Raw genomic sequence first — 25,932 nt, 5'->3', positions numbered from 1 at the left:
ACGCATTTAGAATTACAAGCCCGCAAACTCAATCTGATATAGGATATCATCAACGCGATCGACAGCGACGAATTGATGACCCGCCTGGAAGTTGCTTATAAGCGATTGAAAAAGTCTGCCGTAGTGTCTGTTCGATAGGTTTAGATAAATCATTCTATCGGGGTGAATGGCAGCTCCGTATCTTTTCTGTAGCCTGTTCCGTTGAAGGTGGCGATTAGGTCGCCGGCTTCATTGGTGATCCGTACTTCACAGTTGGCGAGTCTTTTGTGGCTGAAGGCTTCGCGGGCTTCGGCATAAAGAAACCCTTTGCTTTCGGCTTTGAAGAAGTTGATGCTGGATGTGATGGAAAGTGTCAGGCGTGCATGGCTGTTCGTGGCAGCTGCAAAGGCCAGATCGGCTAATGTAAAGATAGCACCGCCCTGGCATACGCCGCCGCCGTTGAGGTGTTCCGGCTTTATTTCCATGCGGGCTTTTGCATACCCGTTGCCTGTCTCCAAAAGTTCGACACCTGCCAATAAGGCGAACTTGTCGCCTTGAAGAAATTCGTTTATTGTCATGATTATAGTATGAAAATATTTGAACCTGTAAATGATAATTTATCGGTGAACTAACAGACAAGGCTGCGCCTTGTACCGCAGGCTCTCTTTTGCCGTCTGCTTCAGCAGACGGTTTAAAAGGCCTGGAGGCTAAGCCTCTTCCTTTGTGGGCTTTAGCCCCTTTATGGGTTGTATTTAAAGGGGTTAAAACCCACAGAAGAACCGGCAAAGCCGGAACAATCATCTATCGGCAAAAGAGAGCCTACGGCACGCCTCCATATTATACACCGGTAAATCATCATTTACCTGATTCAAAACTCCAAATATTGAAGTCTGTTTTATTTGCTCAATTTCCATTCGGCTCCGTCCTTCGTGTCCTTGATCTCGAAGCCGAGGGCAGTCAGTTCGTTACGGATTTTATCGGAAGTAGCCCAGTCTTTGTTTGCTTTTGCCTGCTGGCGGATATTCAACAAAAGGTCCATTGCTTTGCCGAACGCTTCGTAGTTGTTACCGCCGGCCGAGGTAGCTTCATCCTTTATTCCGAGGATGTCGAAGATGAACGTATGGAATACGTCCTGTAGCTCTTTCAGGTCTTCGGCCGAGATCGTAGCCTTGCCATCCTTTACGGAGTTGATCGCACGGGCTGCGTCGAACAGATGGGCGATCACGATTGGCGAGTTCAGGTCGTCGTTCATCGCATCGTAACATTTGCGGCGCAAATCCTTTACATCCACTGTCGAGATGTCGGAGGCTTTCAGTTTCATCAAATGGTTATAAGCATCCATCAAACGTTCCAGCCCCTTTTCGGCTGCTTGCAGGGCTTCGTTGCTGAAATCCACCGTGCTGCGATAATGGGCTTGGAGGATGAAGAAGCGGATGGTCATAGGCGAATAGGCCTGGCTTAACACCTTATTATCACCGGTAAAGAACTCGTCCAGCGTGATGAAGTTGCCCAGCGACTTGCCCATCTTCTGCCCGTTGATGGTAATCATATTGTTGTGCATCCAGTAATGAACCATGTCCTCACCCTGGGAAGCGATAGCCTGCGCGATCTCGCATTCGTGATGCGGGAAGATCAGGTCCATGCCACCGCCGTGGATATCGAAATGTTCGCCCAAGTATTTTTTACCCATCGCCGTGCATTCGCAATGCCATCCGGGGAAACCGTCGCTCCACGGAGAAGGCCAGCGCATGATATGTTCCGGCTGCGCACATTTCCAAAGGGCGAAGTCGATCGGATTATGTTTTTCGTCCTGCCCGTCCAATGCACGGGTCGTATTTAGCATATCGTCGATGTTACGTCCGGAGAGAACGCCGTAGTTATGATCCTTGTTGTATTTCTCCACGTCGAAATAAACGGAACCCTCGCTTTCGTAGGCATAGCCGTTGTCCAGGATCTTCTTCACCAGTTCGATCTGCTCGATGATATGGCCGGAAGCATGAGGCTCGATACTGGGCGGAAGTACGTTGAGCGCTTCCATCGCGTGATGGTAACGGTTCAGGTAATACTGCACCACTTCCATCGGTTCGAGCTGTTCGAGGCGGGCTTTCTTGGCAATCTTGTCTTCGCCGTCGTCGGCATCATGTTCGAGATGGCCTACGTCGGTTATGTTGCGTACATAGCGTACTTTGTATCCTATATGAGTCAGATAACGGAACAGCAGGTCGAAAGTGATAGCCGGTCGTGCATGTCCCAGATGGGCGTCGCCATAAACCGTAGGACCACAAACGTACATACCCACATGCGGTTCGTGCAGCGGGATGAACTGTTCCTTTTTTCTTGTGAGTGTGTTGTAAATGCTTAATGGATGTTCCATATCTATTTGTATTTAAGAGGGGCAAATATAGGCATAATCTCTGCCTTTGCCAACCTGTTTTAAAATGTATTTCATTAATTAATCTGTAATGGAAACGGGGTCGCAGGCGATCGTGAACCGGAATGTACTTCCCTTTCCTTCTTCCGATTCCACCGAGATTTGTCCACCCAGTTTATGCACGATCAGCTGGCAGATGGAAAGTCCCAACCCTGTTCCCGGAACGAAGCTGTCGAATTTTGTGAAGCGTTCGAATACCTGTTCGAGGTTCTCCTTCTTGATCCCTTTCCCGGTATCGGTTACGTAGAACGATAATCCTCCTTCGACGACCTGATATCCCATCGTGATGGAACCTTTGGATGTAAACTTCGCTGCATTGCTTAGCAGGTTGGACACAACTTGTGTCAGCCGGTTTTTTTCGGAATGGATCATGCAGACAGTGTGCGGAATGTCGCAGATGAGCTCGATCCCTTTCTCCAGGCGGGGCATGTAGACTTGTCGAAGATCCGTCAGTACTTCCGATACATTGAAATCAGTGAAGATAAATTTCATTTTCCCGGCTTCTATTTTCGAAAGGTCGAGGATATCGTTGATGACCTGCAACAGCAGGTTGTTATTGTTTTCGATGATGCGGACGAACTCCGCCTGTTCTTCCTTGTCTTCCGTTTGTGCAAGGAGCTGGGAGAAACCGACTATAGCGTTGAGAGGTGTCCGGATCTCGTGGCTCATATTGGCAAGGAAAGCACTTTTCATCCGATTGGATTCTTCCGCTTTTTCCAAGGGAGTCAGGTCTATCTGTAGTCCCGTCAGCTTAGTGACGAACCCGGTCGAGTCCTGTTCGAGCGGGACGGCGAAAGAGTTTACCCATCTGTATTCCGTATCTCCTTCCATCATGACGCGGAAATGAAGCGAGTGAGAACCTCCCTTCCCGCCTGCGCGTAGATCTTCTTCGTGTTTCAGGACGAGGCGGTCTTCCGGATGGAGGGAAAAGTTGAACGGTTTGCGGATAAATAAATCGGGTTGTGTCGGATCGATGAAAAGACGGGTGAATTTCCGTGTTACGACATCGTAGTCCCATTGGATGATATTGGCGGAACGGATCGCCAGCTCGGAACGTTGGAGATATTTGTGGAGAGCCTGTTCGCGTTCGGCTTGTGCGGTGATGTCTTTTTGTGTCCCGATCAGCCGCTTTACTGTTCCGTTTTCATCTTTGACTCCCAATGCGTAGATTTCATACCAGCGGATATTCCCGTCCGGCGTAACGAGCCGGAACGTATCGACTTTCTTGTCGCATTTGCCTTCTACGATGTCCCAAACGAGCCGCCTGTGCTTTTCCTGGTCTTCCGGTACGAGCTGTTTGGTCACGTCATGCAGTTTCATTCCCGGTTGTGGGACGGTACTTTCATCTGCCAGATCGAAACCGTCTTCTTCCGGCAGATACGACCATACGGAAAGCTCGCCTGCCTGTAGCGCAAGCGTGAGTTTGTTTTTCAGATCGATCGTTTCCTGTTGGATTTTCTGCCATTCTTTGATCTCTTCTTGATGCTTATTATTCTTTTTGCATAATAAGAAAATGAATATCGAAAGAAGAATAACAGCAAATGTCGATAATATCAGAATTGAAATTTGTAGCATTGGCTTTATTTTACGTTAATAATCAAAGAATATGACAGCCTGCAAATTTACAAATAAATGGTATATTTGCCTGTATAATTGGAAATATAATCAACTAAAGATGTAAACCATGAAACTAAACTCTGTTTTGACACTTTTATTTATCGCCCTGTTTACGGCTTGTAAAGGCGGCGTGTATGACCTGTCCGGGTATGGATTGAAACCGGATACCGGCGAAAATGCTTCTCCATTGATCGCAAAAGCCCTTCAGGAGATTGCGGTGAAAGCGAACTCCGATACTCTCCGTATCCTGTTGCCGAAGGGACGTTATGATTTCTATCCCGAAGGTGCTTCCGAGCGCGAATATTTCATTTCTAATCACGATCAGGACAATCCGAAACCGGTGGGGCTGGCCTTTGAGAATATGAAGAATGTGATCTTTGACGGACAGGGGGCCGAGTTGATTTTCCACGGTCGGATGCTTCCGGTTTCTTTGGTCGGTTCGGAGAATTGCACGTTGAAGAACTTCAGTATCGACTTTGAGAATCCGCATATCAGCCAGGTGAAGGTGCTGGCGAACGACACGGTCGGCGGGATGATCACATACGAAGTCGCTCCCTGGGTAGAATATGAGATACGCGACAGTAACTTTGTCGCCAAAGGGAAAGGTTGGGAACATGTCTCTTCTTCCGGTATCGCTTTTGAAGGAGATACCAAACGTCTGGTTTACAGAACCAGCGATATTGCGGTTGGGACGAGGAAGGTGCAGGAGATCGCTCCACGCAAGATCGTCGCTCCTTGGAATAACAGGAAGCTGATCCCCGGAACTGTTGTTGCCATGCGCGGACATGGTCGTCCGACTCCGGGTATTTTCATGTATCATGATACGAATACGACACTCGAAAATATACAGGTGCATTATGCGGAAGGAATGGGCTTGTTAGCACAGATGAGCGAGAATATCACGCTGGATAAATTCTCGGTCTGCCTGCGTGGCAAGGATGATCCGCGTTATTTCACGACACAGGCCGATGCAACTCATTTCTCCGGTTGCAAGGGGCTGATCCGTTCGGTGGGCGGTCTATACGAAGGCATGATGGATGATGCCATCAATGTGCATGGAACCTATCTGAAAGTGCAAAAGCGGGTAGACGACAAGACGTTGGTCGGCGAATACATGCACGGCCAGTCATACGGTTTCGAATGGGGCCGTCCGGGCGATGCCGTCCAGTTCATCGATTCCAAAACGATGGAGATTTTAGGGGAACAGAATAAGGTAACAGCGATTGAAGCTGCCGATAAGCCTGACGATCATGGTGCAAAGCAGTTCCGCATTACGTTTGAGAAGCCTGTCGATCCCGCCATCTGTGAAGCCGGCACTTACGGTATCGAGAATTTAGAATGGACGCCGGAGGTTTATTTTGCCGATAACATGATCCGCAATAATCGTGCCCGTGGTTCCCTGTTCAGTACTCCGAAAAAGACAGTGGTCGAGAATAATGTTTTCGATCATACTTCCGGTACGGCAATACTCCTGTGTGGAGACTGTAACGGATGGTTCGAGACGGGCGCCTGCCATGACGTGCTGATCCGGAATAACAAGTTTATCAATGCGTTGACAAATCAGTTCCAGTTTACGAACGCTGTTATCTCCATCTATCCGGAGATACCTGATTTGAAAGATCAGAAGAAATATTTCCATAGCGGAATCGTGATCGAGGACAACGAATTCGAAACTTTCGACATGCCGATCCTGTATGCCAAATCGGTGGATGGTCTTGTCTTCCGTGATAATGTGATTAAACAAAATCATGATTATCCGGCTTTCCATTGGAACAACCATCGTTTCTTCTTCCAGCGCGTTGTTAATGCCGAGATCAAGGATAATCGATTTGAGGGAGGGTTTGATGCGGAGAAAGATATAAGGTCTGAGGAATAAAACGTATAGGCAAGATTAAAAAAAGGATTAAGGGGTGTGTAAGATACGGACATATTTATTTCAATGCAATTTGTATCTGACACACTCCTTTTCAATTATATTTAATGATCCGTCCAATCCCCATTTTCCTTTATCAACTGGACTAATCGTTCTACAGCTTCTTCTTCGGGGATGTTTTTCAGCACGCATTCTTTACCTTTATATAGGCTGATCCGGTTCTTTCCGGCACCGACATAGCCATAATCAGCATCCGCCATTTCGCCGGGGCCGTTCACGATACATCCCATGATGCCGATCTTCAAGCCTTTCAGATGTGCAGTGGCCTCCTTGATACGGGCGATTGTCGTTTGCAGGTCATACAAGGTACGTCCGCAGCTTGGACAGGAGATATATTCTGTCTTGCTGATGCGGGTACGGGTTGCCTGCAGGATGCCGAACATGCAACTGTCCGTCACCATCGCTTCGCAGCCTTCGTTGTGCAGCATGATCCCGTCGCCGAAACCATCTAACAGCAAAGTTCCGAAGTCGGCAGCCGATTTCAGTTGCAACGCCTCGGTATCCGTCTCCCTATAGTCGCGGTGCAAGACAACCGGCACATCACAACCGGTTGCCAACAGGCGATGCATGGCTGCACGCTCGGCGGCGATACCGTTCCGGTGATGTGTACTCAAGACTACGATTACGGAGGTATCTTTTTTCAGGACCTCGATTACGCGGTCGGTCAGATCCCGGTAGGTGAGGCGGATAAATTTCAACGGGACGGAATAATCTTTCAGTTCCTCTATTTCCGATGCGATAAAAAAAGGATAGGCATTCGGACGTTCCTTCCAGAAGTGGGCGTCTACCAAAAGGCGGAAGTGATCCGGCAGGTTATCCGGATCTTCCTTACCGATGTATATATAGTCCGGCTGAGACGCATAATCGAACTCGAAATCACCGTTGCTGCGGTCGGAAATGACGATCGGCGGGAAGTTACCCCCGATTCCTTCCGTTACCCGGCTACGGCGGCGTTCGACAGCAACCGGATCATATCCCGGAGCAGGTACGGCCTCTACCGGCTCGTGCCCTTCACGTTCGAGTATGTAATCGACCAGCTTGCGTGCAACCGGGATTTCAGCCTCCGGATCTTCACTCAGGGAGACGCGGATCGTGTCGCCGATGCCATCGGACAGCAAGGCGCCGATACCGACGGCACTCTTGATGCGTCCGTCTTCGCCGTCGCCGGCTTCCGTCACACCGAGATGCAACGGGTAGTACATGTCTTCGGCTTCCATCGTCCTGACCAGCAGGCGGACGGTTTTCACCATGACAACCGTGTTCGAGGCTTTAATAGAAATCACGACATCGGGAAAGTTCTCATCCCGGCAGATACGTAGAAATTCCATGCAGGAGGCAACCATGCCTTCGGGAGTGTCGCCATACCGGCTCATGATTCGGTCGGACAGCGAGCCGTGGTTCACGCCAATGCGGATGGCGGTTCCGTGTGCTTTGCAGATGTTAAGGAATGGAATGAAGCGGTCACGTATCTTCTGTAACTCTGCGGCATATTCCTCGTCGGTATATTCCAGCAGGTCGAACGTCTTCACCTTGTCCACATAGTTTCCGGGGTTGATGCGCACTTTTTCCACCTCTTCGGCAGCGGCATCGGCTGCACGCGGGTTGAAATGGATGTCGGCGACTAACGGTGTCGTATATCCGGCCTCGTTGAGTTGTTTACGGATTATACCTAAATTGCGGGCTTCACGTTCTCCCTGGGCGGTGAAACGTACATATTCCGCACCGGCCTCGATCATCCGGATCGCCTGGCGGACGGACGTATCGGTATCCATTGTGGAGACGTTTGCCATCGACTGGATGCGAATCGGATTATTGCCTCCTAACGGAGTATTCCCTATGTTGACAACAGACGATTTACGGCGGCGATAGTTAAAAAAATCTTCCATCTTTTTCAGTTGAAAGCTAAAAGTTGACGATTGAAAGTTGAGAGTCAACAATGGTGTCAAGCGGTATTGAATACCTTGCGTTTTTGTTAACTTTCAACTTTCAACTGTCAACTTTCAACTAATTTGTTTTGTATTTGAAAGAAACCTTAGCCAGTTCTTCGTTCGCTTTTACGATTTTCTTTTTAAGGTCTTCCTTATAGGCGGCAAGCTTGTCCTGAAGCTGTTCGTCTCCGACGGCAAGCATCTGGACTGCCAGGATGCCGGCGTTCAGAGCACCGTTGATGCCGACAGTGGCAACCGGGATTCCCGGAGGCATCTGTACGATGGCCAGCAAAGCATCCATACCGTCGAGCGTCGAATTGATAGGCACGCCGATCACGGGGACTGTCGTCATCGAAGCGATTACACCGCACAGGTGTGCAGCCATGCCGGCAGCCGCAATAATCACTTTGATACCGCGTCCTTTGGCTCCTTTGGCGAATGTTTCCACCTCGGCAGGCGTACGATGGGCGGACAAGGCGTGCATTTCGAACGGGATCTCCATCTCGTCGAGCAGTTTGGCCGCTTTTTCCATTACGGGCAGATCCGAAGTACTGCCCATGATGATACTTACTACAGGTGTCATTTCGCAATCATTTGTTCGTATTCGGCAGCAGACATCAGTTCATCCAGTTCTGAAGGATCTGAAATGGATATCTTGATTAACCATCCGTTGCCATACACGTCTTCATTCACCAATTCCGGTTTGTCATCCAATTCGGCATTCGCTTCGATCACTTCACCGCTTACCGGCATGAACAGGTCTGAAACAGTCTTTACTGCCTCGATTGTACCGAAAACTTCTTCTTTGGCAACAGCTTCGCCTTCTGTCGTGATGTCGACGAAAACGATTTCACCCAGTTCACCCTGAGCATAATCAGTAATACCAACGTAGGCTACATTGCCATCTACACGGATCCATTCATGATCTTTTGTGTACTTTAAATCTGCAGGAAAATTCATAATTTTAGTGTTTTTATTAGATAAATAAATATAATTGCAATAACTTATTGAAATGCAGCCTGTTATCCTCATCAATCAATATGTCAAAGAAAATTTTGTTGAAAATATAGGCTAATTCCTGTTCAACATTATAATACTTTTTCAGTTGCAAAGTTAGTTGTAAATATCATATTAACAATACTATGTATGGAAAAGTTGACTTACAAAATTTATATATGATAAATGTAGATAAATCCATTGATAATTATAGTCTGCATACATATTTGTAAACTAAGGCTTAACACTCTTAAACTATTTTATTATAGTTCGTATTTTTCAATCAGCCGTTTCACTTGTTCAGCCCTGAATGCTTTTCCTTTGGCTGTCTGGAAATGTTTTTCATTGAGATATGCTGCTATCTGAGAAAGATTTTTTGTTTCTTGCAATTTCATTCTGATAGCCTCAACTGCGCGAATTGTATTTTCATTGCTCTGAGCTTTCTTTTGGATTGCCTCTAACGCATTGGTGCGCATGATATTAGTGAATGTTGCATTAGGTGCGCCAAGTTTTACGCCTCTTGCTTTCTTTGCCTGCAATGCAGCTTTGGTACGTTGTCCGATCAGTTCCCGTTCGTGTTGGGCTAACGTTGCGTATATACCCAGTGTTAAAGTGTTGAGTTGAGGTAAATCTACGCAATGAATATCTACACCAGAGTTTTTAATATGGAATAAAAATTCTACATTGCGACTAAGCCTGTCCAACTTTGCAATCAACAAAGTATAGTTGTTATCCTTACATAATTGCAACGCTTCATTGAGTTGTGGGCGATCGTCTATTTTACCGCTTTCTATTTCTGTAAAGCTGGCAACAAGTTCACAATTAGGAATCTGGGAAAGACAATTCATAACGGATTTTTGCTGACCTTCCAAGCCTAAACCACTTCTTCCCTGTTTATTTGTTGATACCCTGTAATAAGCCACATATTTCATAACGCATTGTTTTTAATGATTCTGTGGCAAAGATAATAGAAATTTCACATACCACAAACGAACGTATGTGATTTGTGAAATATTTTTATTCGTTACTTAGTACGATTTAATCTGTACACTCGCCATCAATGGCGAACGAACACAGGCGGTGTACATGATGGTGCGCTGATGATGATGTACACCAGATAGGCAACACCAATACCAACAACGCAATGAAAAAAAACGAAAAAAAAACGGGGTGGGTGTACCTTTAGGAACGGATACCATACAAATTGCCGGCCGGATTTTTCAAGTCCGTTTTTAAGTGACTCCAGAAGTGGTTGCAAATCTTTTTGCTTGATGAGGTTTTCCCAGATATGAGGAAAACTCTATTAGGTGCTGATAATCAATTAAGTGAAAAATTCCACCGAACAATAGAGAACTTTTCTTCAGTTTCAATTCAAAAATTTTTCGGGGATCAAGGTTCAAATCTCGTTTTTGCCGGACGGTTATTGCCGGACGGTTAATGGATTGATTTTTAGATTCCACTGATTTTCCAGTTGGATACTGAGCCGGTTTTTCGGCGGAGCACCAAGTAAAAGTCTGACAATTAACCAACTCGCACCCCTATAAAGCCGAATTAAGCGATCAACATCTTATATCTCTATTCTTCAATAAGTAATTACTAAAACCAAAAACACATGGATTACAATGTAAGATATAATATTGACATCAACGAATCAGAAGCAAGCAGATCTCTGTCAAAGTTCGCTAACACAGTACAACGATCAGTCCCGCCAATCATTAAGAAGCTGGAACAGTTACAAAGACAAATCAACACCGTAACAAGAACTTACCAGCAATTCAATAGAACAATAAGCAAGCCTAAGACAGTTCGATTTAACGTTGATAAGGGCATTAATACCCAGCTGAGGAATATACAGAAGCAGATCAATGCTATCAAAGGAAAAACGGTTACCATCAAAACCAATCAAGTCGGAGCAACCAAAGAAAAATTTCCTTTATATAATAGAGGTACGCGAGGGATAGGTCGTAGTACAATATTGGGTTCTACACTGGGAACAATGGGAACACTGGCAGCTGGATATGGTATTGGTTCTATCGTAAAGGATTTTTCCCAGTATGAAAATACAATGGTAACTGTACGAAGCATATTGCAAGCAACTGATAAGGACGCACTAACCTTTGGAGATCGTTTTGCAGAGATGGGCAGGAATGTGCGTAATGTAGGAGTTAACACCAAGTTCACCACTACTGAAGTTGCAGGCGCAACCAAATACTTAGCGATGGCAGGATTAGGTATTAAAGATATAAATAACAGCATCTTACCTATTGCCAACCTTGCAACAATCTCAGATACGCCATTAGATAGAATTGCAGACATTGTTACTAACATTCAAACTGCTTATGGCATTGATTCTGGTAAGATGGGACAAGTAGCTGATATATTAGCAATGGTTACAGCATCCAGCAATACAACTATTCCAGAGATGGGAGAGGCTATGAAATTTGCAGCCCCTATGATGAGCTTAGCAGGCGTTTCATTCAATGAAGCAGCTTCGGCAATTGGATTATTGGCCAATGCCGGTATTAAAGGAACATTGGCCGGTACAAATTTAAGGCGTATGATGATAAGGTTGCTAAATCCCACTGAGAAAGCGTTGAAAGTCCTTAATAAATATAAGATTTCCCTATATGACATTGATAAGACAGGAAAAACGAAAATAAAATCTTTGACTGATATATTTACTCAATTCAAAGGCAAAGACCTCAGCGTACAGGATATACAGGCAGTATTTGACGTAGTAGGCGGAAATGCAGCAAATAATATCCTTTCCTCATTGAAAACATTGCCAGAACTTGCTGAAAGGGCTTTAAATTCAACAGGTTTCGCCTCAATGGTAGCAAAGAAAAAACAAGACGAAACATTATCGGGGCAGTGGGCTAAAGTGACATCTCAGTTCACCGAAACAGGGTTAAAAGCTATAGAACCTTTGCAGCCTGAGATAAAAAGATTTCTGGAAGATATTACCAAAACACTTGCAAAGCCCGAAACGATTGATGCCTTATCCCAGATCGGCAGCAATATATTGTTAATAACCAGATCATTAGGCGAGTTATCGGGTTGGGTGATGGATAATTGGGACTGGATCGGCAACCTTATAATTGGCGGTATTATCTTTAAACAGGTAAATAAGATCAGCGACAGTTTCTCTAATACCGCTGGAAGTACAAGGTCATTAACCAGCGCATTAGGTGGAATGAACGGGAAATTTGGAGCAATCCCTACCTTAATAGATGCAGCTATCGCAGCATTAGTATTATTTGCCGGTAAAACTTATCTCGCAAAGAACGCAACAAATGCAGCGTTGGATGGGATTCAGGAAAAAATGAATGAGTTGCAGCCAGGATTTGCCAAGAAAGATGAGGAAAAAAAAGAAGATGGGAAAAAGAAATCTTATTGGGAATCAATCGGTTTTAATTATCTGGGAAACTTCAACGGTCAAGGTGATGTAGACCAATTAACCCAGTACGCCAAAGTACTAAATAAAAGAGGTGAAGAAGCTGCAACCGTTGATTATACGAACTCTCAGGAGTTTTTTAAAGGTCTGGAAAATTTACCTACATCAACAGCATTAGAAGCGTTAAAGGCAAGACGTACATGGATAGACGCAATGAAACAAACGCCTTTGTACACGCTATCCAACACGATGGACAAACAGTTGCCATTTAACGGTAAGGTGATTACAGGGAAAACACCTGAGCAATTTACGGAAGGAATAGCAGAAAGATCAAATGAGTTCACCAGCAGATACAACAGCCAAATGAATCAATTCAAGACATTAGATAGTCTGAGAATAGGATTCTTTGAAAATGTACTCAACAACAAAGCAATATCCACCGCTGAAGCGTTTAAGCTCTTTCAATTGGAAACCGGTATTGATCCGACATTCAAAGGTGAGTTGCTGACCAACGATCAAAAGAAAGCAAAGGTAACGGAAGGCTTTAATCTACTAAGGAACAAGGGAGTATATGATAACAAGGCTTTAAATTTCTTCCAGAATGCAATGCCTGATTATTTGAAAGAACCGACATACGGTCAACCTATATACCCGAATAAGAACGTAAGAATTGATCCGACAAAGGGAACAGAGCAAGACAGAATAAATTCCAAACCTTATCAAAGTTGGAAAGATAAATATGAAATACCATTTATTAACAAAGATAAATACAAAATCCCATTTACAAACAAAGATAAAGCCGATAGCATTCCTTCAGTCGAACAACAGATGGAAGAAACCAGAAACAAGCAGTTCTCACAGTCTATTCCAACGAACCAATCAAAAGCAATCAATGGAGAATTTTCTACGGATTCATTACCGAAAATACATTGTGACAGCTTGATTAGCATAGGCTCTGTAACAGGTGCAGACCTCAACGATATAGAAAAATTTAAGAATCTCTTATCTCAGGCATTGTTAAGTATTGCCGGAGATCAGGAATTGGTATAAATAACAAATCCCTCACCTGCAACCAACCAGATGAGGGATTTTTTTGTATCTTTTTGATGGCTGAATATGATTAACTTTAAGATTATGTGAGAGCGTGAAAATCAATTGATTCAGCATAATTGTGCATCTTACACATGTAACAAAATAGCTTCTATGTATATCAATATTTATGATATTTAATATATAAAATATCAAATTGATATAAACAATGCGTGTTTTGTATTAAATTGTTATTTTAGATTTTATATAATCTGCTAAGTGTCTGAAAAATAACAAAATAAGGTACGCCAGCCTTTGTTACAAATGTATTATATACATGTAATAATCAATTACTTTTCTGGCAAAAAAAACCGTTATCCCAGTGAAGGAATAACGGCTAAAAGGAATAATATATTAGATTTGCGTACGAATGCCAAGAGATTTGAGGCTGGGGATCGGCGAACCTTTTGGTTTATAGAAAAGTTCAACCTTCTTTTTGAATGCTTTTTTGAACGATTCATAGCCATTTTCAGTTGCAAAATTTCCAACTAATCTGGCAGAAGTAACATTGATGCCGATCTTTTCCATTATTTTTCTCATCTCGGATTCGTGCATGATGCGTTGAAATCCAAGCTCTTCTCTTCTTTCTTTGGGGATATAAAACCGCTGAGATTTTTTCATCAAAGTATTTCCTTCCAAAATTTAATACATAGATAATTCGTGTTCTCTACTTCCATCAAAAAGAAGGAAACGCCGTCGTATTCTATAGTATCAAGTACGGTATTGGCGATATAATATGCTCTCTTAACACTGGAATACTCCAATTCAAAAGGGAGCACAATATCATAGTGTGATAGGTTGGAAGAGCAAAACTCATCCACGTGTACGCCATAAGATGCAAGGCGTGAAATCATTTTTCCGTAAGATTTGTGAGAAAATTTTCTGGCTTTACTTCTTAAATTTTTAATTTCGTTCATTGTTATGCTGTTTTTAGTTGTTGCTTTAAAAAAAAGAACCCCGCAATATCACGTCTGAAGGGGTGAGACATAAGATATTGGCGGGGTTGAAAAATATAAAATGTCTTTCTTTTTCCAAAGAAAAGACTGAAGATGTGAGTTAAGGTTTTGGGTGTAATATGGGCTTTGAGCTTTACCAACTCCCGCAGGGAGTGCAATAAAACCCCTATAATCCCCTTATTAAAAGAAGATTATACCCAATACATTTAATAGTATTGGTGTGGAGTGTACCACTTTATTCGTCTAACTTATCTCCCCTATGCGATTGCGCAACTAATCATTTAGATAAGCTGATATAGACCCAAACACGAATAAGAATCTTTAACGGTGTGCCTACTTCCGTAATAACAGAGGATCATAAGACCTTATTATCTTAAGACACCAAATATTTGTTGTATCAGATAAATACCAATAAATCACCAACAAGTATTAGGGAAACGCAAGCATTGCCTAATATTTTCATGTTGATCTCTTTCAGCAAGTGTTAGATGAACGCAAGCATTGTTCTAACTTCTTCATGCCGATCTTTTTTTTATTCTCTGATTTTATCCCTCTTTTTCCTTAAGAGGTTTTGAATACGAATAAGGTTTTTTTTCATCAAAAGTTTAAAAGCCGAATTAAACCTTTAAAATCAAGCTCTCGCAAAGTCGATCATTCAGGCCAACCAATAACAGACTGGGGTGTTGCTACCTTCCAGAAATCATATAACCCTTATCTGAATCCGTGGCAAGTGTAATAGAAAAAAGGCTACCCCTATTGCTTTTCTCTAATTAAGTACCTATATTTGTACTTAAAATAGTACATAATATGAGAACAGCTAATTATTCCGACCTAAGAGGTAACTTGAAAAGTTACATCGATTCAGTGATTGATGATTCTGAAACAGTGATAATTAATCGTGGTAAAGGTACTGGTGTGGTAATGATCTCACTGGACGAATACAACGCTATAAAGGAAACAGAGTATATAATGTCTTCCCCAGAGCTTGTAAAACGTATCAAAGAAGGTGAGAAAGAAATACACGAAGGTAAAGGCGTAAAGATTGATATTGAAGACTTATGGAAATAATCTTTTCGCCACAAGCACAAGAAGACCGAGCATATTGGAAGAAAAGCGGTAACAAAGCTATAATGGCTAAAATAACTGCTTTGCTTGCCGATATAGCGGCTCACCCTTTCTCAGGTCTCGGTAAGCCTGAAGCATTAAAATACGACCTTGCAGGCTATTGGTCGAGGCGGATTAATTCAGAACACCGGATTATTTACAAAGTTCATGAGGATATGGTAGAGATATATGTATTATCTATGCGTTATCACTACAAAAAATAAAAAATCCTTCCAGCATCCCATACAACAGGATAACTGGAAGGATTTGTTTTTCATAGCCAGACCTTGATTATTGGAATTAAAATCATAAACAAATCAAAGCTCTCTTAGCTCCGATGATTTCTTATCTGCCAATTGATTCAACACTTTCTTTGGCAATCTCCGTTTGGCAGCAACAGCCAAATAGTTATCAGACACAATTACCCCATTACTAAACAACTCGTGCATGCGATCGTGCATATAGATGGAGAAATTGATATCTACATACTCTACAAATGAAAATGCCAAATAAGCATTTAGTAATATATCACCATTGTCACAATTAAATGCCATCTCTTTGGTTTTTAGGCGGTTTTGGTACGTTTTAATGACTTTGCATTCACAGAGGAAATCTTCTACATTCTTATCGCTTTTTCTTCTTCTAAGGAACTCAGAAGCATTGAAAACGCCAACCTTATCAACAGTTCCCATCAATAGGTCGGGGAGTTCTGGATACCATGCTTCAAAATGTATATTATCCAGATTAATGCGCTTACCTGCTCCGCCAAAATGGGGTGCATTATCCAGCGTTCCATCGATACGGCCGAACATTCTTTTCTTTACTTCATGGTATTGGTCGACTACTTTATTCACAGAATCCTGCATTAGTTCTTCCAGTTCCCTATCTGTATATTCGTCAACGGCATTAAGAACTTTATCAATATCACTATTAGAAAACTCACCTTTCTTAGTAGTAGAAAGCATGTGTTGAGCTTGCTTTTTGATAGCATCTTTGTTAGAGGGTTCTTGTACTTTTTCCAGCATGTTGAGCGCAATGCAAGTGGTGATTGCTTCTTTGAAATTTTTCATTTTTTTATTTATTTGTTTTTGATGTAATATAGTTATGTGCATTATATATAGTAGACATAACTATATTACTTGTTATTATATTTATACTTGTAATAACATAGCTGTATACATTGTACATAGCACACATAACTATGTTATTGATTCATTATTTCAGAGTAGTGAACATAACTGCATTACTTGTTCTTTCGCTTACCTTTGTTCTTTCTGGTTTCACGCAAACACTCTACTTTACAAGACTTACGATATGATTCACAATATTCTACCATGTCATTTGTAATAGTGTTATCTTTACTATATGTTATAGGTTCATTATTGGGATTAAATGATTTAATAGATTTAATAACCTTGTTAACTTCATTATATTCTACCATATACAACCAGCTATTGTTATTGCTTCTTTCCTCAATAACTCCAATCAAATTTAATCGTTCCAACTTGCCAATAGTCTTGTAAACACTACTGGCAGGTACATTAGTTAACACCTCTATTGTTTTGTTGGTGAGTTGTACAGGCTTATTGTGATTTTGCACATATCTTTCCCAGATAACAGCCAACAATGCAGCTTCAGCAGGAGACAATAATATATTGAGAACGGTGTCCCAGTTAATTGTATTATTTACACTCATGCTAATTCAAGTTCTAATTGTTTTCTCTGATACTCCATTATCATTTGATTATCCAACTCTTTTTGCTCATCCGTATATCTGAAATACGTTTTTTTTATCATATCTACGGACGTACCCATCATCAAAGCCAATCTAACAGCATCTATTCCAGCATTGATAGCGTGCGTTGCAAAGGCATGGCGAGCACCATAGAAAGAAACAACAGGAAAGCCCAGTTTTTTACACAAGGATTTAATATATAGGCTGGTATTTTGAGTAAAATATACTTCAAAATATTCCTGTTCTTCAACAGTATCGTATTTATCAATGATGGGAAAAACAAAGTCATTTTTCGATATTTTAGAGTATTTTTCTATGATTTTCAACGCTTCAGGCTTTAAGATAACCGTTTGCCTTTGCTCTTTTTTTCCGCCTGACGTTTTCCATCTTTCAGGATTGATTTTACCATTAACTATATCACTTCTTTTCAAATAGATAAGATCAACGGGAGCAACACCGTTACAGAAATAAGAAAAAGCAAAAGCATCTAAATATAGTTGACGCAAGAAAAGATTTGCTTTTTTCCCATTACGAGTTGTTTGGGGGGTATAATTAATGATTTGATACATCTGAAAAACAGACAGAACGATCAAATCTCTGCTTACTTCTTTTGAGGGGGCTGGCAAATTATCCCACAAGTCCAAATTAATACAAGTGTTCCCATTGTTTTTCATTTCCCGAAAAATAGATTTAAATTTTCCTATCAGAACATGAGCCGTTCCTTTGTTTTTCTTTCTCTCATCATGCTTTTTCAGGAACAGAAAAAATTCCTGTAGAATCTTATTATCTAATTGCGCACATGAAAAAGTATTAACGTCGCGGTTGATATATTGGCAAAAACTTATAAATTGATTTTTTAACGTCCCATATATTTTGCTTGTGTTGAATGATGTACGACACCTTCCATTTCTGAACCTCTTTTTATTTACAAGTTCATTTATTTTTTGGTTGATGCCGTTAATTATCAATGATGTTTTGTCAACAGTGCCACCTATTCGCGCGTAATACTCGTCTTTAATGAGTTGCGCGGTGAAATTTATACTTCTTTCCTCTAAGTTTTCAATTACATCCTGGCATTGAGATATGATTGGTTTTATCGTATTTTCCAGTTCTCTTTTGTTTTTCGATTTATTTGAAATCCATTTGCAGCTTTTATCAATATCATGTTGAAAAACATACTTATCTGTTGGTATATCTTTATATACACCCTGATAAGAAATACGGACGTAAAGTCTCCCAGACTTTTGTGTCGGATACAATTTTACTTCTTTCATTTTTTTAAAAAAGAATTATGAAGCCTTGCAACAAAGAAAGATAGAATCTTTCCATTAGCTTTGATAAGTTGATTGATGGTTTTTCAATGAAAAATTGGAGAAAATTTCATTGAAAATTTTCGCGAAAATACTGTTTTTTCATGGCTGCAATATAGTATTTCGCCCAGCTTGTTGCAATTGTCTGGAATGTAGTCGTGATGGCTACTCAGTTGATAATTAGTTAGTTGCAGCACTAACTAAAGTTTTATGGGCTGCAAATATACGAATTATTTTTCGCCAATCCTATCTATTAGATGAATAAATAGATATAACTCAAGAATGAGGCTACAAAGGTACATATAAATCCGAGACAAAACCCGGCATATACCTGCATGGGAGTATGCCTTTTCAGGAAAATACGCGAAGTTCCGACCAGTCCCGCTATTATGATCACGATGATAAAGGCCCAGTAGGGGTTTATCAGGTGGATCCGCGCTACGCCCATAATGCCGCCCAACAATCCGCCTATCCCGATCGCATGGGCGCTGATCTTCCAGAAAAAGTTGATCAGCAGCGCCAGGATTAACGCCACACAAGCGCCTAATAGCAGGGATATGAACCAGAACGGCAACATCATTTTATACATATAGAAAGCGCAGACCATGATCGATGTGATAAAGATCAGATACGGAACCACGCGCTCATGTCGGTCCGACAGCTCCATATCGACTGCCGCGCCGTTTTTTACCATCATAAGGATGAATGCTCCGGGGATAACCGCCGTAGACAGGAATGCTCCGCCTGCGAGCAATAGCTTCATTGCCGGCGGATAGATTGCCAGATACGTGAAGGTGAGAGCCAGCACGACTCCATACGTCACCATCAGCAACGGATGGAACATACCGGATATGATATTTGAAAATAACCTCATAACGCTTCAAATTTATATTTCTTTTCTGAGCCGTGCAACCGGAATACCCAATTGTTCGCGGTATTTGGCTATCGTACGGCGGGCGATGATATAGCCTTTCTCTTTCAGGATGGAGGCCAGTTCTTCGTCGGTAAGCGGTTTGCGCTTGTCTTCGCCGTCGATATGCTCTTTCATAATCTTTTTCACCTCACGGGTGGAAATTTCTTCGCCGCTGTCGGTTTGCATCGATTCGGAGAAAAAATATTTGAGCGGATAGATACCGAAATTCGTCTGTACGTACTTGCTGTTGCTCACACGCGAGATCGTCGAGATGTCATATCCGGCCCGTTCCGCCACATCTTTGAGGATCATAGGCCGCAAGGTCGCTTCGTCGCCGGTGAGGAAGAAATCGCGTTGCAAGAGAATAATCGTTTCCATCGTGCGCTGCAAAGTCTCCTGACGTTGCTTGATGGCATCGATAAACCACTGGGCGGAATCGAGTTTCTGCTTCACAAACTGGACGGCTTCCTTCATCTGGGCTGTCTGGTTCGCCTTGTTACCGGCATAATCCTGAAACATCTCCGCATATTCACGGTTGATGCGCATATCGGGAATTCCCCGGTTGTTCATGCTCAGGATCAGTTCGCCGTTGACCGCTTCCACCACAAAATCGGGAATGATCTGGCTCAAAGCTGTCTCCATAGAACCGCCCCAACTGCTGCAAGGTTTAGGATCGAGGGTCGTTATTTCACGGATAGCTCTTTTCAGGGCGGCTTCGTCGATGTCCAATCCTCTCATGATCTTGTCGTAATGTTTGCGGGTGAACTCTTCGAAAAAAACGGTCAACATCCGGGTAGCCAACTCCGTATCAGGTGTTTTTTCCCGGCGGCCTAATTGGAGCAGCAGGCATTCCTGGAGGTCGCGGGCGCCGACTCCTGCCGGATCAAAGTCCTGTATGATAGAAAGAACTTCCTCTATTTCTTTTTCCGTCACCTCTTGCCCCGCCTGAAACACCAGGTCATCTGCTATGGCAGACAGGTCACGGCGCAAATAGCCGTCATCATCTATATTTCCGATGATATATTCGGCGATCTTCACCTGCTTTTCAGGCAGATCGCGCAATCCGAGTTGTTGGAGGAGGTATTCGTTCAGAGATTCGCTGACCGAGAAAGGGACATCCTCTTTCTTCTCCGCCCGCTCGCTCAGCTCACGAAGTTTGTAATCGGGTATATCGTCCTCACTCATATAGTCACCGAGTGAAAGGTCCGTGTCTGTCTCGCTCCCTCCCTCCATATCGTTAGATGCCGACTCATCACCACTTTCGTCAGTACGGTCAAAGTCATCCGCAATTTCCTTTCCTTCTTCCAAAGCGGGATTGTCTTCCAGCTCATGCTTCACGCGTTCTTCCAACTCTATGGCGGGGAGTTCCAGAAGCCGGATCAACTGAATCTGCTGCGGAGAGAGTTTTTGCTGTAACTTTTGCTGTAACTGTTGCTTCAACATAATCAAATTCAATAATAGAACATGCAAATATAACTTTTTACGCGGAATGACCTCATCATTCAAGGTATAATAGTTCTAAAGGAGGAAGATATTCATTCAATCTTGAAAAAACGAGAACAGGCAAAACAGGGTGTTTATCGGTTAAATTTCTCATTTCATTGATAAAAAAACGATGTTCACATAATAAGTTTGATCCGTACACTACAACCTGATATTTTTGTTCCGCATCAGATTCAAACTGATCTAATCCCATGAACGAGTAACACTTAAGAGCGCTTTATGAAAAAAAATCATTCCAAGCATCCTTAGGTCATTCTCTATAAGTGTAACATTATAAACAAAAAACAATTAGTATGCTAAAAATTGTGAGACCAGTCTGTTTAATGCTGTTGTCCACGGCATTCTGTTCTATCGGATCGACAAATGCGACGGAGCGGACAATTTTGCCGGCAACCGGCATTTCTCAGCAACACAAACAGCTGAAAGGCGTTGTTGAAGATGTGTTCGGCCCGATCACCGGTGCATCCGTAGTCGTAAAGGGGACCACAAACGGTATCGTTACAGACATGGATGGGAACTTTGTTCTGAACGACTTGAAGCAAGGGGATATTGTTGTCGTCTCCTTCATCGGGTATCTGACGCAAGAGATCAAGTACACGGGACAAGCCTCTTTAAAAGTCGAACTTAAGGAAGATACCCAAAAGCTTGAGGAGGTTATAGTCGTAGGCTATGGTACGCAAAAGAAGGTGAATGTGACCGGTTCGGTAGCCAATGTCGATAACAAGCTGTTCGAAAACCGGCCCATCACGAACGTGTCGTCCGGTTTGCAGGGATTGCTTCCGGGTGTGAGTGTCACACAGAGCAGCGGACAGCCGGGTTCCGACACCGGTACGATCCGTGTACGCGGTACCGGAACGTTGAACTCCGCCGATCCGATGGTGATCGTCGATGGCGTGGAGTCGACCATGAACGATATCGATGCGAACGATATCGAATCCATTTCAGTACTGAAAGATGCGGCTTCTTCGGCCATTTATGGCTCAAAAGCCGCGAACGGCGTCATTTTGATTACTACCAAACGGGGAAAATCAGGCAAAGCCACTATCAGCTATTCCGGTAATTTCGGTCTGACGAAGGCTACCAGTATTCCAGAATACTTCACATCAGCCCAAGTAGCCGAATATTGGAATGCCGCCTTGGAATATGAGGGAAGTGATCCGATCTATACGGCGGAAGAAATCCAGAAGTACAAAGATGGCTCCGATCCGGAAAACTATTCGAACACCGATTGGCATGACCTGGTTTACAAGACCGCCTTCCAGCAGACTCATAATATAAATGTAAGCGGTGGTAGCGAAACGGCACGCTATATGGCGTCTGTCGGTTATCAGGGACAGGACGGTATTATCGACAACTTCAACAAGAACCAGTACAATATGCGCCTCAACCTCGATATGAACCCGACGAAAAAGATGGAGACGAACTTCAGCCTGTCTTATACCCAACAGGATATCAACTCTCCTGTAGGAGCCTATTCGGATGGAGGCGTTGCACAAATTCTGCGTTTGCTGAACCGTATCTCGCCGATGGTTGTCGGCAAATACTCTGATGGAACTTACGGATCGGTATCGGATGGAAACCCGCTTGCCTGGATTGAGAACGGCGGTAAGCAAAACCTGAAACGTCACAACTTGCTGGCGATCGGTTCAGCCAAATACAATTTTTTGCCATCTCTTTCCCTGAAAGCGCAGGTTGCTTACAAAATGTATTTGGAAGACAAGGATAAATACACCAAGCGTGTCCAGTATAATTCCACTTATGCACAAGGCACGACTTCCAAAGCTGTCACCAATACATTCTACGACCGTATAACAGCCGATATCACTCCCGAATTCAAGAAATCGTTCGGCAAGCACAACCTGAATGTTCTGGCCGGTTTCCATTCGGAACTCTATAGCTACAAGCAGACTTATGCTTATCGCAAAGGCTATCCCAGCAATTCGTTGACAGACCTGAACGCAGGTTCGGCCTCCACGGCACAGGCTGAAGGATACACCCGCCAACTGGCGATGCTCTCCTGGTTCGGACGTGTCAACTATGATTATGCGGGCAAATACCTGTTTGAAGCCAATATCCGCTACGATGGTTCTTCCCGTTTTGCAGAAGAAAACCGGTGGGGGACATTCCCGTCCGTATCTGCCGGATGGCGTATTTCGGAAGAAGGTTTCTTCGACGGGCTGCGGGAAAAGGTCAACAATCTGAAGTTACGTGCTTCATGGGGTAAACTGGGAAACCAGGAAATCCTCGACAGCGACGGAAATCCGAGCTATTACCCGACAGTCTCGACGATGTCGCTGGGATATGACTATGCGTTGGGCGGTTCGCTGGCTTCCGGCGGTTTAACGTATTATGCAGTTAATCCTGACCTGAAATGGGAGGCGACCACTACATGGGGAGCGGCTGTCGATGTGGCATTGCTGAACAAGATCACTTTCACGGCCGAATATTACAACAAGACGACTTCCGGCATTTTGATGGAGATGAACACGGCTTCCACTTTCGCACTGAGCAGTTATTATGCCAATCTGGCGAAAATACGAAACTCAGGTGTCGAGCTGTCGGTAGACTATAACGACATGTTCGGAAAAGTCGGTTTCAACTTCGGCGGTAATATCGCTTTCAATAAGAACCGGGTGCTGGATATCGGGACTAACGAATACGAATATGTGAACGGTACGGACAACTACAACGCTGTCAACTGGGTAGGCCATGCCATGAACAGCATCTACGCATACGAGACCGCCGGTGTTTTCCAAACCCAGGAAGAACTGGACAGCTGGCCCGAATATGGTTTCACGACGAAGACAAGGCGTCTTGGCGACGTGAAATACGTCGATACGAATGGTGATCGCAAAGTAACGGCAGAAGACCGGACTATTCAGGGTTCGACCGATCCGAAAGTGACATTCGGCTTCAATATAGGCGCCACCTTCCATAACTTCGACTTGATAGCTTTCTTCCAGGGAGCAGCCGGTGTTTCCCGTATCGTGTCCGAAGGCATAGGTGCATTGAGCTCTTCTACGGCAAAGCCTAATTCGTTGTGGCTGGACAGTTGGACGCCGACCAATACGGATGCCCAATATCCGCGTCTGGCTACTCCCAATGCCGACATCAATACCGAATATTCCGATATATGGGTACAAAACTCCTCCTACCTGCGCATGAAAGACTTGCAGATCGGTTATACATTCCCGAAAGCGCTGCTTAATAAAATCGGTATTTCCAAACTGAGAGTTTATTACAGCGGACAGAATTTGCTGACTTTCACCGGCATGTTGAAAGGATGGGATCCTGAAGCTCCCGCCGGACGTGGTAATGCGTTTCCACAGACGGTTGTCAATTCCGTAGGTTTAAATCTTACTTTCTAATCATTTAAAGATGTACAAAATGAAAAAATTTCTGATCAATCTTATACTGGTTCTGCCGATCCTGATGTCGAGCTGTGCCGATTTCCTCGACCGGTATCCGACAGATTCGCTGTCTCCCGCTACATTCTGGCAGACAGAGGACGACGCTTACCTGGCAATGGTGGGCTGCTACAACAAGCTCGAACCGATTTACGGGGGCTACAACATGATGTACTGGGACACGGCTTCCGACAACCTGTTCAACTATTTCAGCTGGGAAGGCTACAAACTCCTTGCCAACGGCAATGCACAGACCAGCGATGTAGGCGTCAATTTCTTTACCTTCCTGGATATTCGCGCCTGCAATGAATATCTTGAGAACGAGGCTAACGTGGAATGGGCTTCTACAGAAACGCAAAACCAGTACAAGGCCGAGGTGCGGGCCATCCGCGCGATGATCTATTTCTGGAAAACGGAGCAATACGGGGATTTCCCATTCTTTACGAACGTGCTGGAAACACCGGAGGAGGCTTTGTTGTCGCGCACCGATGTGGGGACGATCCGCGAATTTATTGTTGCGGAGTTGGAAGACTGCATCCAGTACCTTCCGGACAAGAGCGGGACGGAACAGGGACGTATTAATAAGCAGGCCGTTCAAGCCGTACTTATGCGCTATTACCTGTATCGCGGCGATTACGCCAATGCACTCAGTTACGCTAAAGAGATCAAGGAAAGCGGACAGTTCTCCATGCCGGCGTCGCTCAGCTATGCCGATGTTTTCCTGCTTGCCAACCAGTACAACAGTGAAACGATTCTGAGCCATTCATATCTGGAAAGCACAGCGAATGACTTGTATCTCCCGCCGTTTATGCCGAATATGGTCGGAGGCTGGTCATCTGTCGTGCCCACCGTCAACTTGGTGGAAGCCTACGAGATGAACGATGGACGTACGATCGAGGAAGCGAAAGCCGATGGCGATTACGACGAATCCAACCCGTTTGTTAACCGGGACCCGCGTCTTCGCGCCACCGTTTTATATCCGGGGCAAATTTATGACGATGCCTATAAAACGACTTATAGCGGATGTTACAATCCCTTGCTCCAATATTTTGCCAACGGCGTGAAGAACGACGATTACGGCACTAATGCCGATAACGCCAGCAAGACCGGCCTGCAAGTTAAGAAGTTCCTTCAGAACCTGACGCAGTTCAGCGATGTGAACAGTGCGACCACGCATTTCCCGATCTTCCGCTACGCAGAAGTTCTGCTGACAATAGCCGAATGCGACATCGAGCTGAATCAGAATTTGGATGAGGCTGTCGAGTGTATAAACACCGTACGCAACCGGGCCGGAATGCCGGATGTCAATACGGCGAAGTACAACAGCCAGAGCACGCTGCGCGAATTAGTCCGCCGCGAGCGCCGTGTGGAATTTGCCGGTGAAGGGCTTCGCCGTGCCGACCTGAAACGTTGGGGAATCCTCACCTCGACTCTGAGCGGTTTCGAGATTCTCCGCTACGATGGCGATGTGACGACCACGCTGAATGCCGAAGGCGATTACAACGTGAAAATCACAGGCCGGAACGTTGTGAGCGGTGAAACGTATAAATTCCAGGAGCACAACGAACTATTGCCAATACCTCTAACTCAGATGGAGATCAACTCCAATCTGGTGCAAAATCCTGGATATTAAGTTT

General features: G+C 43.9%; 21 protein-coding genes. 6 read left to right on the top strand and 15 right to left on the bottom strand.

Annotation, left to right across the window (positions count from 1 at the left end):
- Window positions 1–149: 149 nt before the first annotated feature.
- From H8S65_RS08585 to H8S65_RS08575, 3 genes are all read right to left on the bottom strand, one after another.
- Window positions 150–557: a PaaI family thioesterase gene (locus H8S65_RS08585; protein ID WP_186929577.1), complete on the bottom strand. Its 408-nt coding sequence runs from the start codon at window positions 555–557 to the stop codon at window positions 150–152.
- A 317-nt stretch (window positions 558–874) separates the two neighbouring features.
- Window positions 875–2,353, bottom strand: coding sequence for a cysteine--tRNA ligase (gene cysS / locus H8S65_RS08580; protein ID WP_186929576.1), 1,479 nt, complete (start codon window positions 2,351–2,353; stop codon window positions 875–877).
- Window positions 2,354–2,431: 78 nt separating this feature from the next.
- Window positions 2,432–3,985 carry a PAS domain-containing sensor histidine kinase gene (locus tag H8S65_RS08575; RefSeq protein WP_186929575.1) on the bottom strand — a complete coding sequence of 518 codons (1,554 nt, stop codon included), beginning with the start codon at window positions 3,983–3,985 and terminating at the stop codon, window positions 2,432–2,434.
- Window positions 3,986–4,094: 109 nt separating this feature from the next.
- On the opposite strand from H8S65_RS08575, the gene H8S65_RS08570 reads away from it, so the two are divergent.
- Window positions 4,095–5,903 (top strand): alpha-1,3-galactosidase-related protein, encoded by a 1,809-nt coding sequence (locus tag H8S65_RS08570; protein ID WP_186929574.1) that lies wholly within the window; start codon window positions 4,095–4,097, stop codon window positions 5,901–5,903.
- A gap of 101 nt (window positions 5,904–6,004) precedes the next feature.
- Here the strand turns inward: H8S65_RS08570 and H8S65_RS08565 are convergent, their stop codons facing one another.
- From H8S65_RS08565 to H8S65_RS08550, 4 genes are all read right to left on the bottom strand, one after another.
- The gene (locus H8S65_RS08565; RefSeq protein WP_186929573.1) at window positions 6,005–7,846 is read right to left on the bottom strand and encodes a 4-hydroxy-3-methylbut-2-en-1-yl diphosphate synthase; all 1,842 of its coding nucleotides are present in this window, start codon (window positions 7,844–7,846) and stop codon (window positions 6,005–6,007) included.
- A 118-nt stretch (window positions 7,847–7,964) separates the two neighbouring features.
- Window positions 7,965–8,471: a 5-(carboxyamino)imidazole ribonucleotide mutase gene (gene purE / locus H8S65_RS08560; RefSeq protein ID WP_186929572.1), complete on the bottom strand. Its 507-nt coding sequence runs from the start codon at window positions 8,469–8,471 to the stop codon at window positions 7,965–7,967.
- The gene (gene gcvH, locus H8S65_RS08555) at window positions 8,468–8,848 is read right to left on the bottom strand and encodes a glycine cleavage system protein GcvH (RefSeq protein ID WP_186929571.1); all 381 of its coding nucleotides are present in this window, start codon (window positions 8,846–8,848) and stop codon (window positions 8,468–8,470) included. Before gcvH ends, purE begins: the two co-directional genes overlap by 4 nt.
- A 299-nt stretch (window positions 8,849–9,147) precedes the next feature.
- Window positions 9,148–9,816: a recombinase family protein gene (locus H8S65_RS08550; protein ID WP_186929570.1), complete on the bottom strand. Its 669-nt coding sequence runs from the start codon at window positions 9,814–9,816 to the stop codon at window positions 9,148–9,150.
- A gap of 680 nt (window positions 9,817–10,496) precedes the next feature.
- On the opposite strand from H8S65_RS08550, the gene H8S65_RS08545 reads away from it, so the two are divergent.
- Window positions 10,497–13,328: a phage tail tape measure protein gene (locus H8S65_RS08545; RefSeq protein WP_186929569.1), complete on the top strand. Its 2,832-nt coding sequence runs from the start codon at window positions 10,497–10,499 to the stop codon at window positions 13,326–13,328.
- A 393-nt stretch (window positions 13,329–13,721) separates the two neighbouring features.
- On the opposite strand, the gene H8S65_RS08540 is transcribed toward H8S65_RS08545, so the two are convergent.
- Both H8S65_RS08540 and H8S65_RS08535 read right to left on the bottom strand, forming a co-directional pair.
- On the bottom strand, window positions 13,722–13,988 hold the full coding sequence (locus H8S65_RS08540; protein ID WP_186929568.1) for a hypothetical protein: 267 nt from the start codon (window positions 13,986–13,988) through the stop codon (window positions 13,722–13,724).
- Entirely contained in the window at window positions 13,988–14,284 is a 297-nt protein-coding gene (locus tag H8S65_RS08535; RefSeq protein WP_186929567.1) for a hypothetical protein, read from the bottom strand. The genes H8S65_RS08540 and H8S65_RS08535 overlap by 1 nt, the downstream gene beginning before the upstream one ends.
- 846 nt (window positions 14,285–15,130) lie before the next feature.
- Between H8S65_RS08535 and H8S65_RS08530 the strand changes: the two genes are divergently transcribed.
- Window positions 15,131–15,391, top strand: a complete 261-nt coding sequence (locus H8S65_RS08530; protein ID WP_186929566.1) for a type II toxin-antitoxin system Phd/YefM family antitoxin — start codon at window positions 15,131–15,133, stop codon at window positions 15,389–15,391.
- On the top strand, window positions 15,382–15,651 hold the full coding sequence (locus tag H8S65_RS08525) for a Txe/YoeB family addiction module toxin (RefSeq protein WP_186929565.1): 270 nt from the start codon (window positions 15,382–15,384) through the stop codon (window positions 15,649–15,651). Before H8S65_RS08530 ends, H8S65_RS08525 begins: the two co-directional genes overlap by 10 nt.
- 93 nt (window positions 15,652–15,744) lie before the next feature.
- Here H8S65_RS08525 and H8S65_RS08520 read toward each other — a convergent pair whose 3' ends face one another.
- The 6 genes from H8S65_RS08520 to H8S65_RS08495 form a co-directional block, all read right to left on the bottom strand.
- Complete coding sequence (locus H8S65_RS08520) at window positions 15,745–16,497, bottom strand: hypothetical protein (protein WP_186929564.1); 753 nt, start codon at window positions 16,495–16,497, stop codon at window positions 15,745–15,747.
- 173 nt (window positions 16,498–16,670) lie between these two features.
- The gene (locus tag H8S65_RS08515; protein ID WP_186929563.1) at window positions 16,671–17,123 is read right to left on the bottom strand and encodes a hypothetical protein; all 453 of its coding nucleotides are present in this window, start codon (window positions 17,121–17,123) and stop codon (window positions 16,671–16,673) included.
- A complete protein-coding gene (locus H8S65_RS08510; protein ID WP_186929562.1) occupies window positions 17,120–18,436 on the bottom strand; it encodes a tyrosine-type recombinase/integrase in 1,317 nt (438 codons plus the stop codon). The genes H8S65_RS08515 and H8S65_RS08510 overlap by 4 nt, the downstream gene beginning before the upstream one ends.
- Window positions 18,437–18,725: 289 nt before the next feature.
- Window positions 18,726–19,346 (bottom strand): phosphatase PAP2 family protein, encoded by a 621-nt coding sequence (locus tag H8S65_RS08505; protein WP_186929561.1) that lies wholly within the window; start codon window positions 19,344–19,346, stop codon window positions 18,726–18,728.
- Window positions 19,347–19,358: 12 nt separating this feature from the next.
- Window positions 19,359–20,828, bottom strand: a complete 1,470-nt coding sequence (gene rpoN / locus H8S65_RS08500) for an RNA polymerase factor sigma-54 (RefSeq protein WP_186929560.1) — start codon at window positions 20,826–20,828, stop codon at window positions 19,359–19,361.
- A gap of 55 nt (window positions 20,829–20,883) precedes the next feature.
- Window positions 20,884–21,081, bottom strand: a complete 198-nt coding sequence (locus H8S65_RS08495) for a hypothetical protein (RefSeq protein WP_186929559.1) — start codon at window positions 21,079–21,081, stop codon at window positions 20,884–20,886.
- A gap of 100 nt (window positions 21,082–21,181) precedes the next feature.
- On the opposite strand from H8S65_RS08495, the gene H8S65_RS08490 reads away from it, so the two are divergent.
- Together H8S65_RS08490 and H8S65_RS08485 are read left to right on the top strand one after the other, a co-directional pair.
- Complete coding sequence (locus H8S65_RS08490) at window positions 21,182–24,256, top strand: SusC/RagA family TonB-linked outer membrane protein (RefSeq protein ID WP_255489086.1); 3,075 nt, start codon at window positions 21,182–21,184, stop codon at window positions 24,254–24,256.
- A 19-nt stretch (window positions 24,257–24,275) separates the two neighbouring features.
- Window positions 24,276–25,928 (top strand): RagB/SusD family nutrient uptake outer membrane protein, encoded by a 1,653-nt coding sequence (locus H8S65_RS08485; protein ID WP_186929558.1) that lies wholly within the window; start codon window positions 24,276–24,278, stop codon window positions 25,926–25,928.
- Window positions 25,929–25,932 lie beyond the last annotated feature (4 nt).

It is taken from the genome of Parabacteroides hominis (assembly GCF_014287585.1).
Classification (GTDB): domain Bacteria; phylum Bacteroidota; class Bacteroidia; order Bacteroidales; family Tannerellaceae; genus Parabacteroides; species Parabacteroides hominis.
The sequence above is the reverse complement of the archived record's forward strand: the minus strand, read 5'-3'. Positions and strand labels throughout refer to the sequence as shown.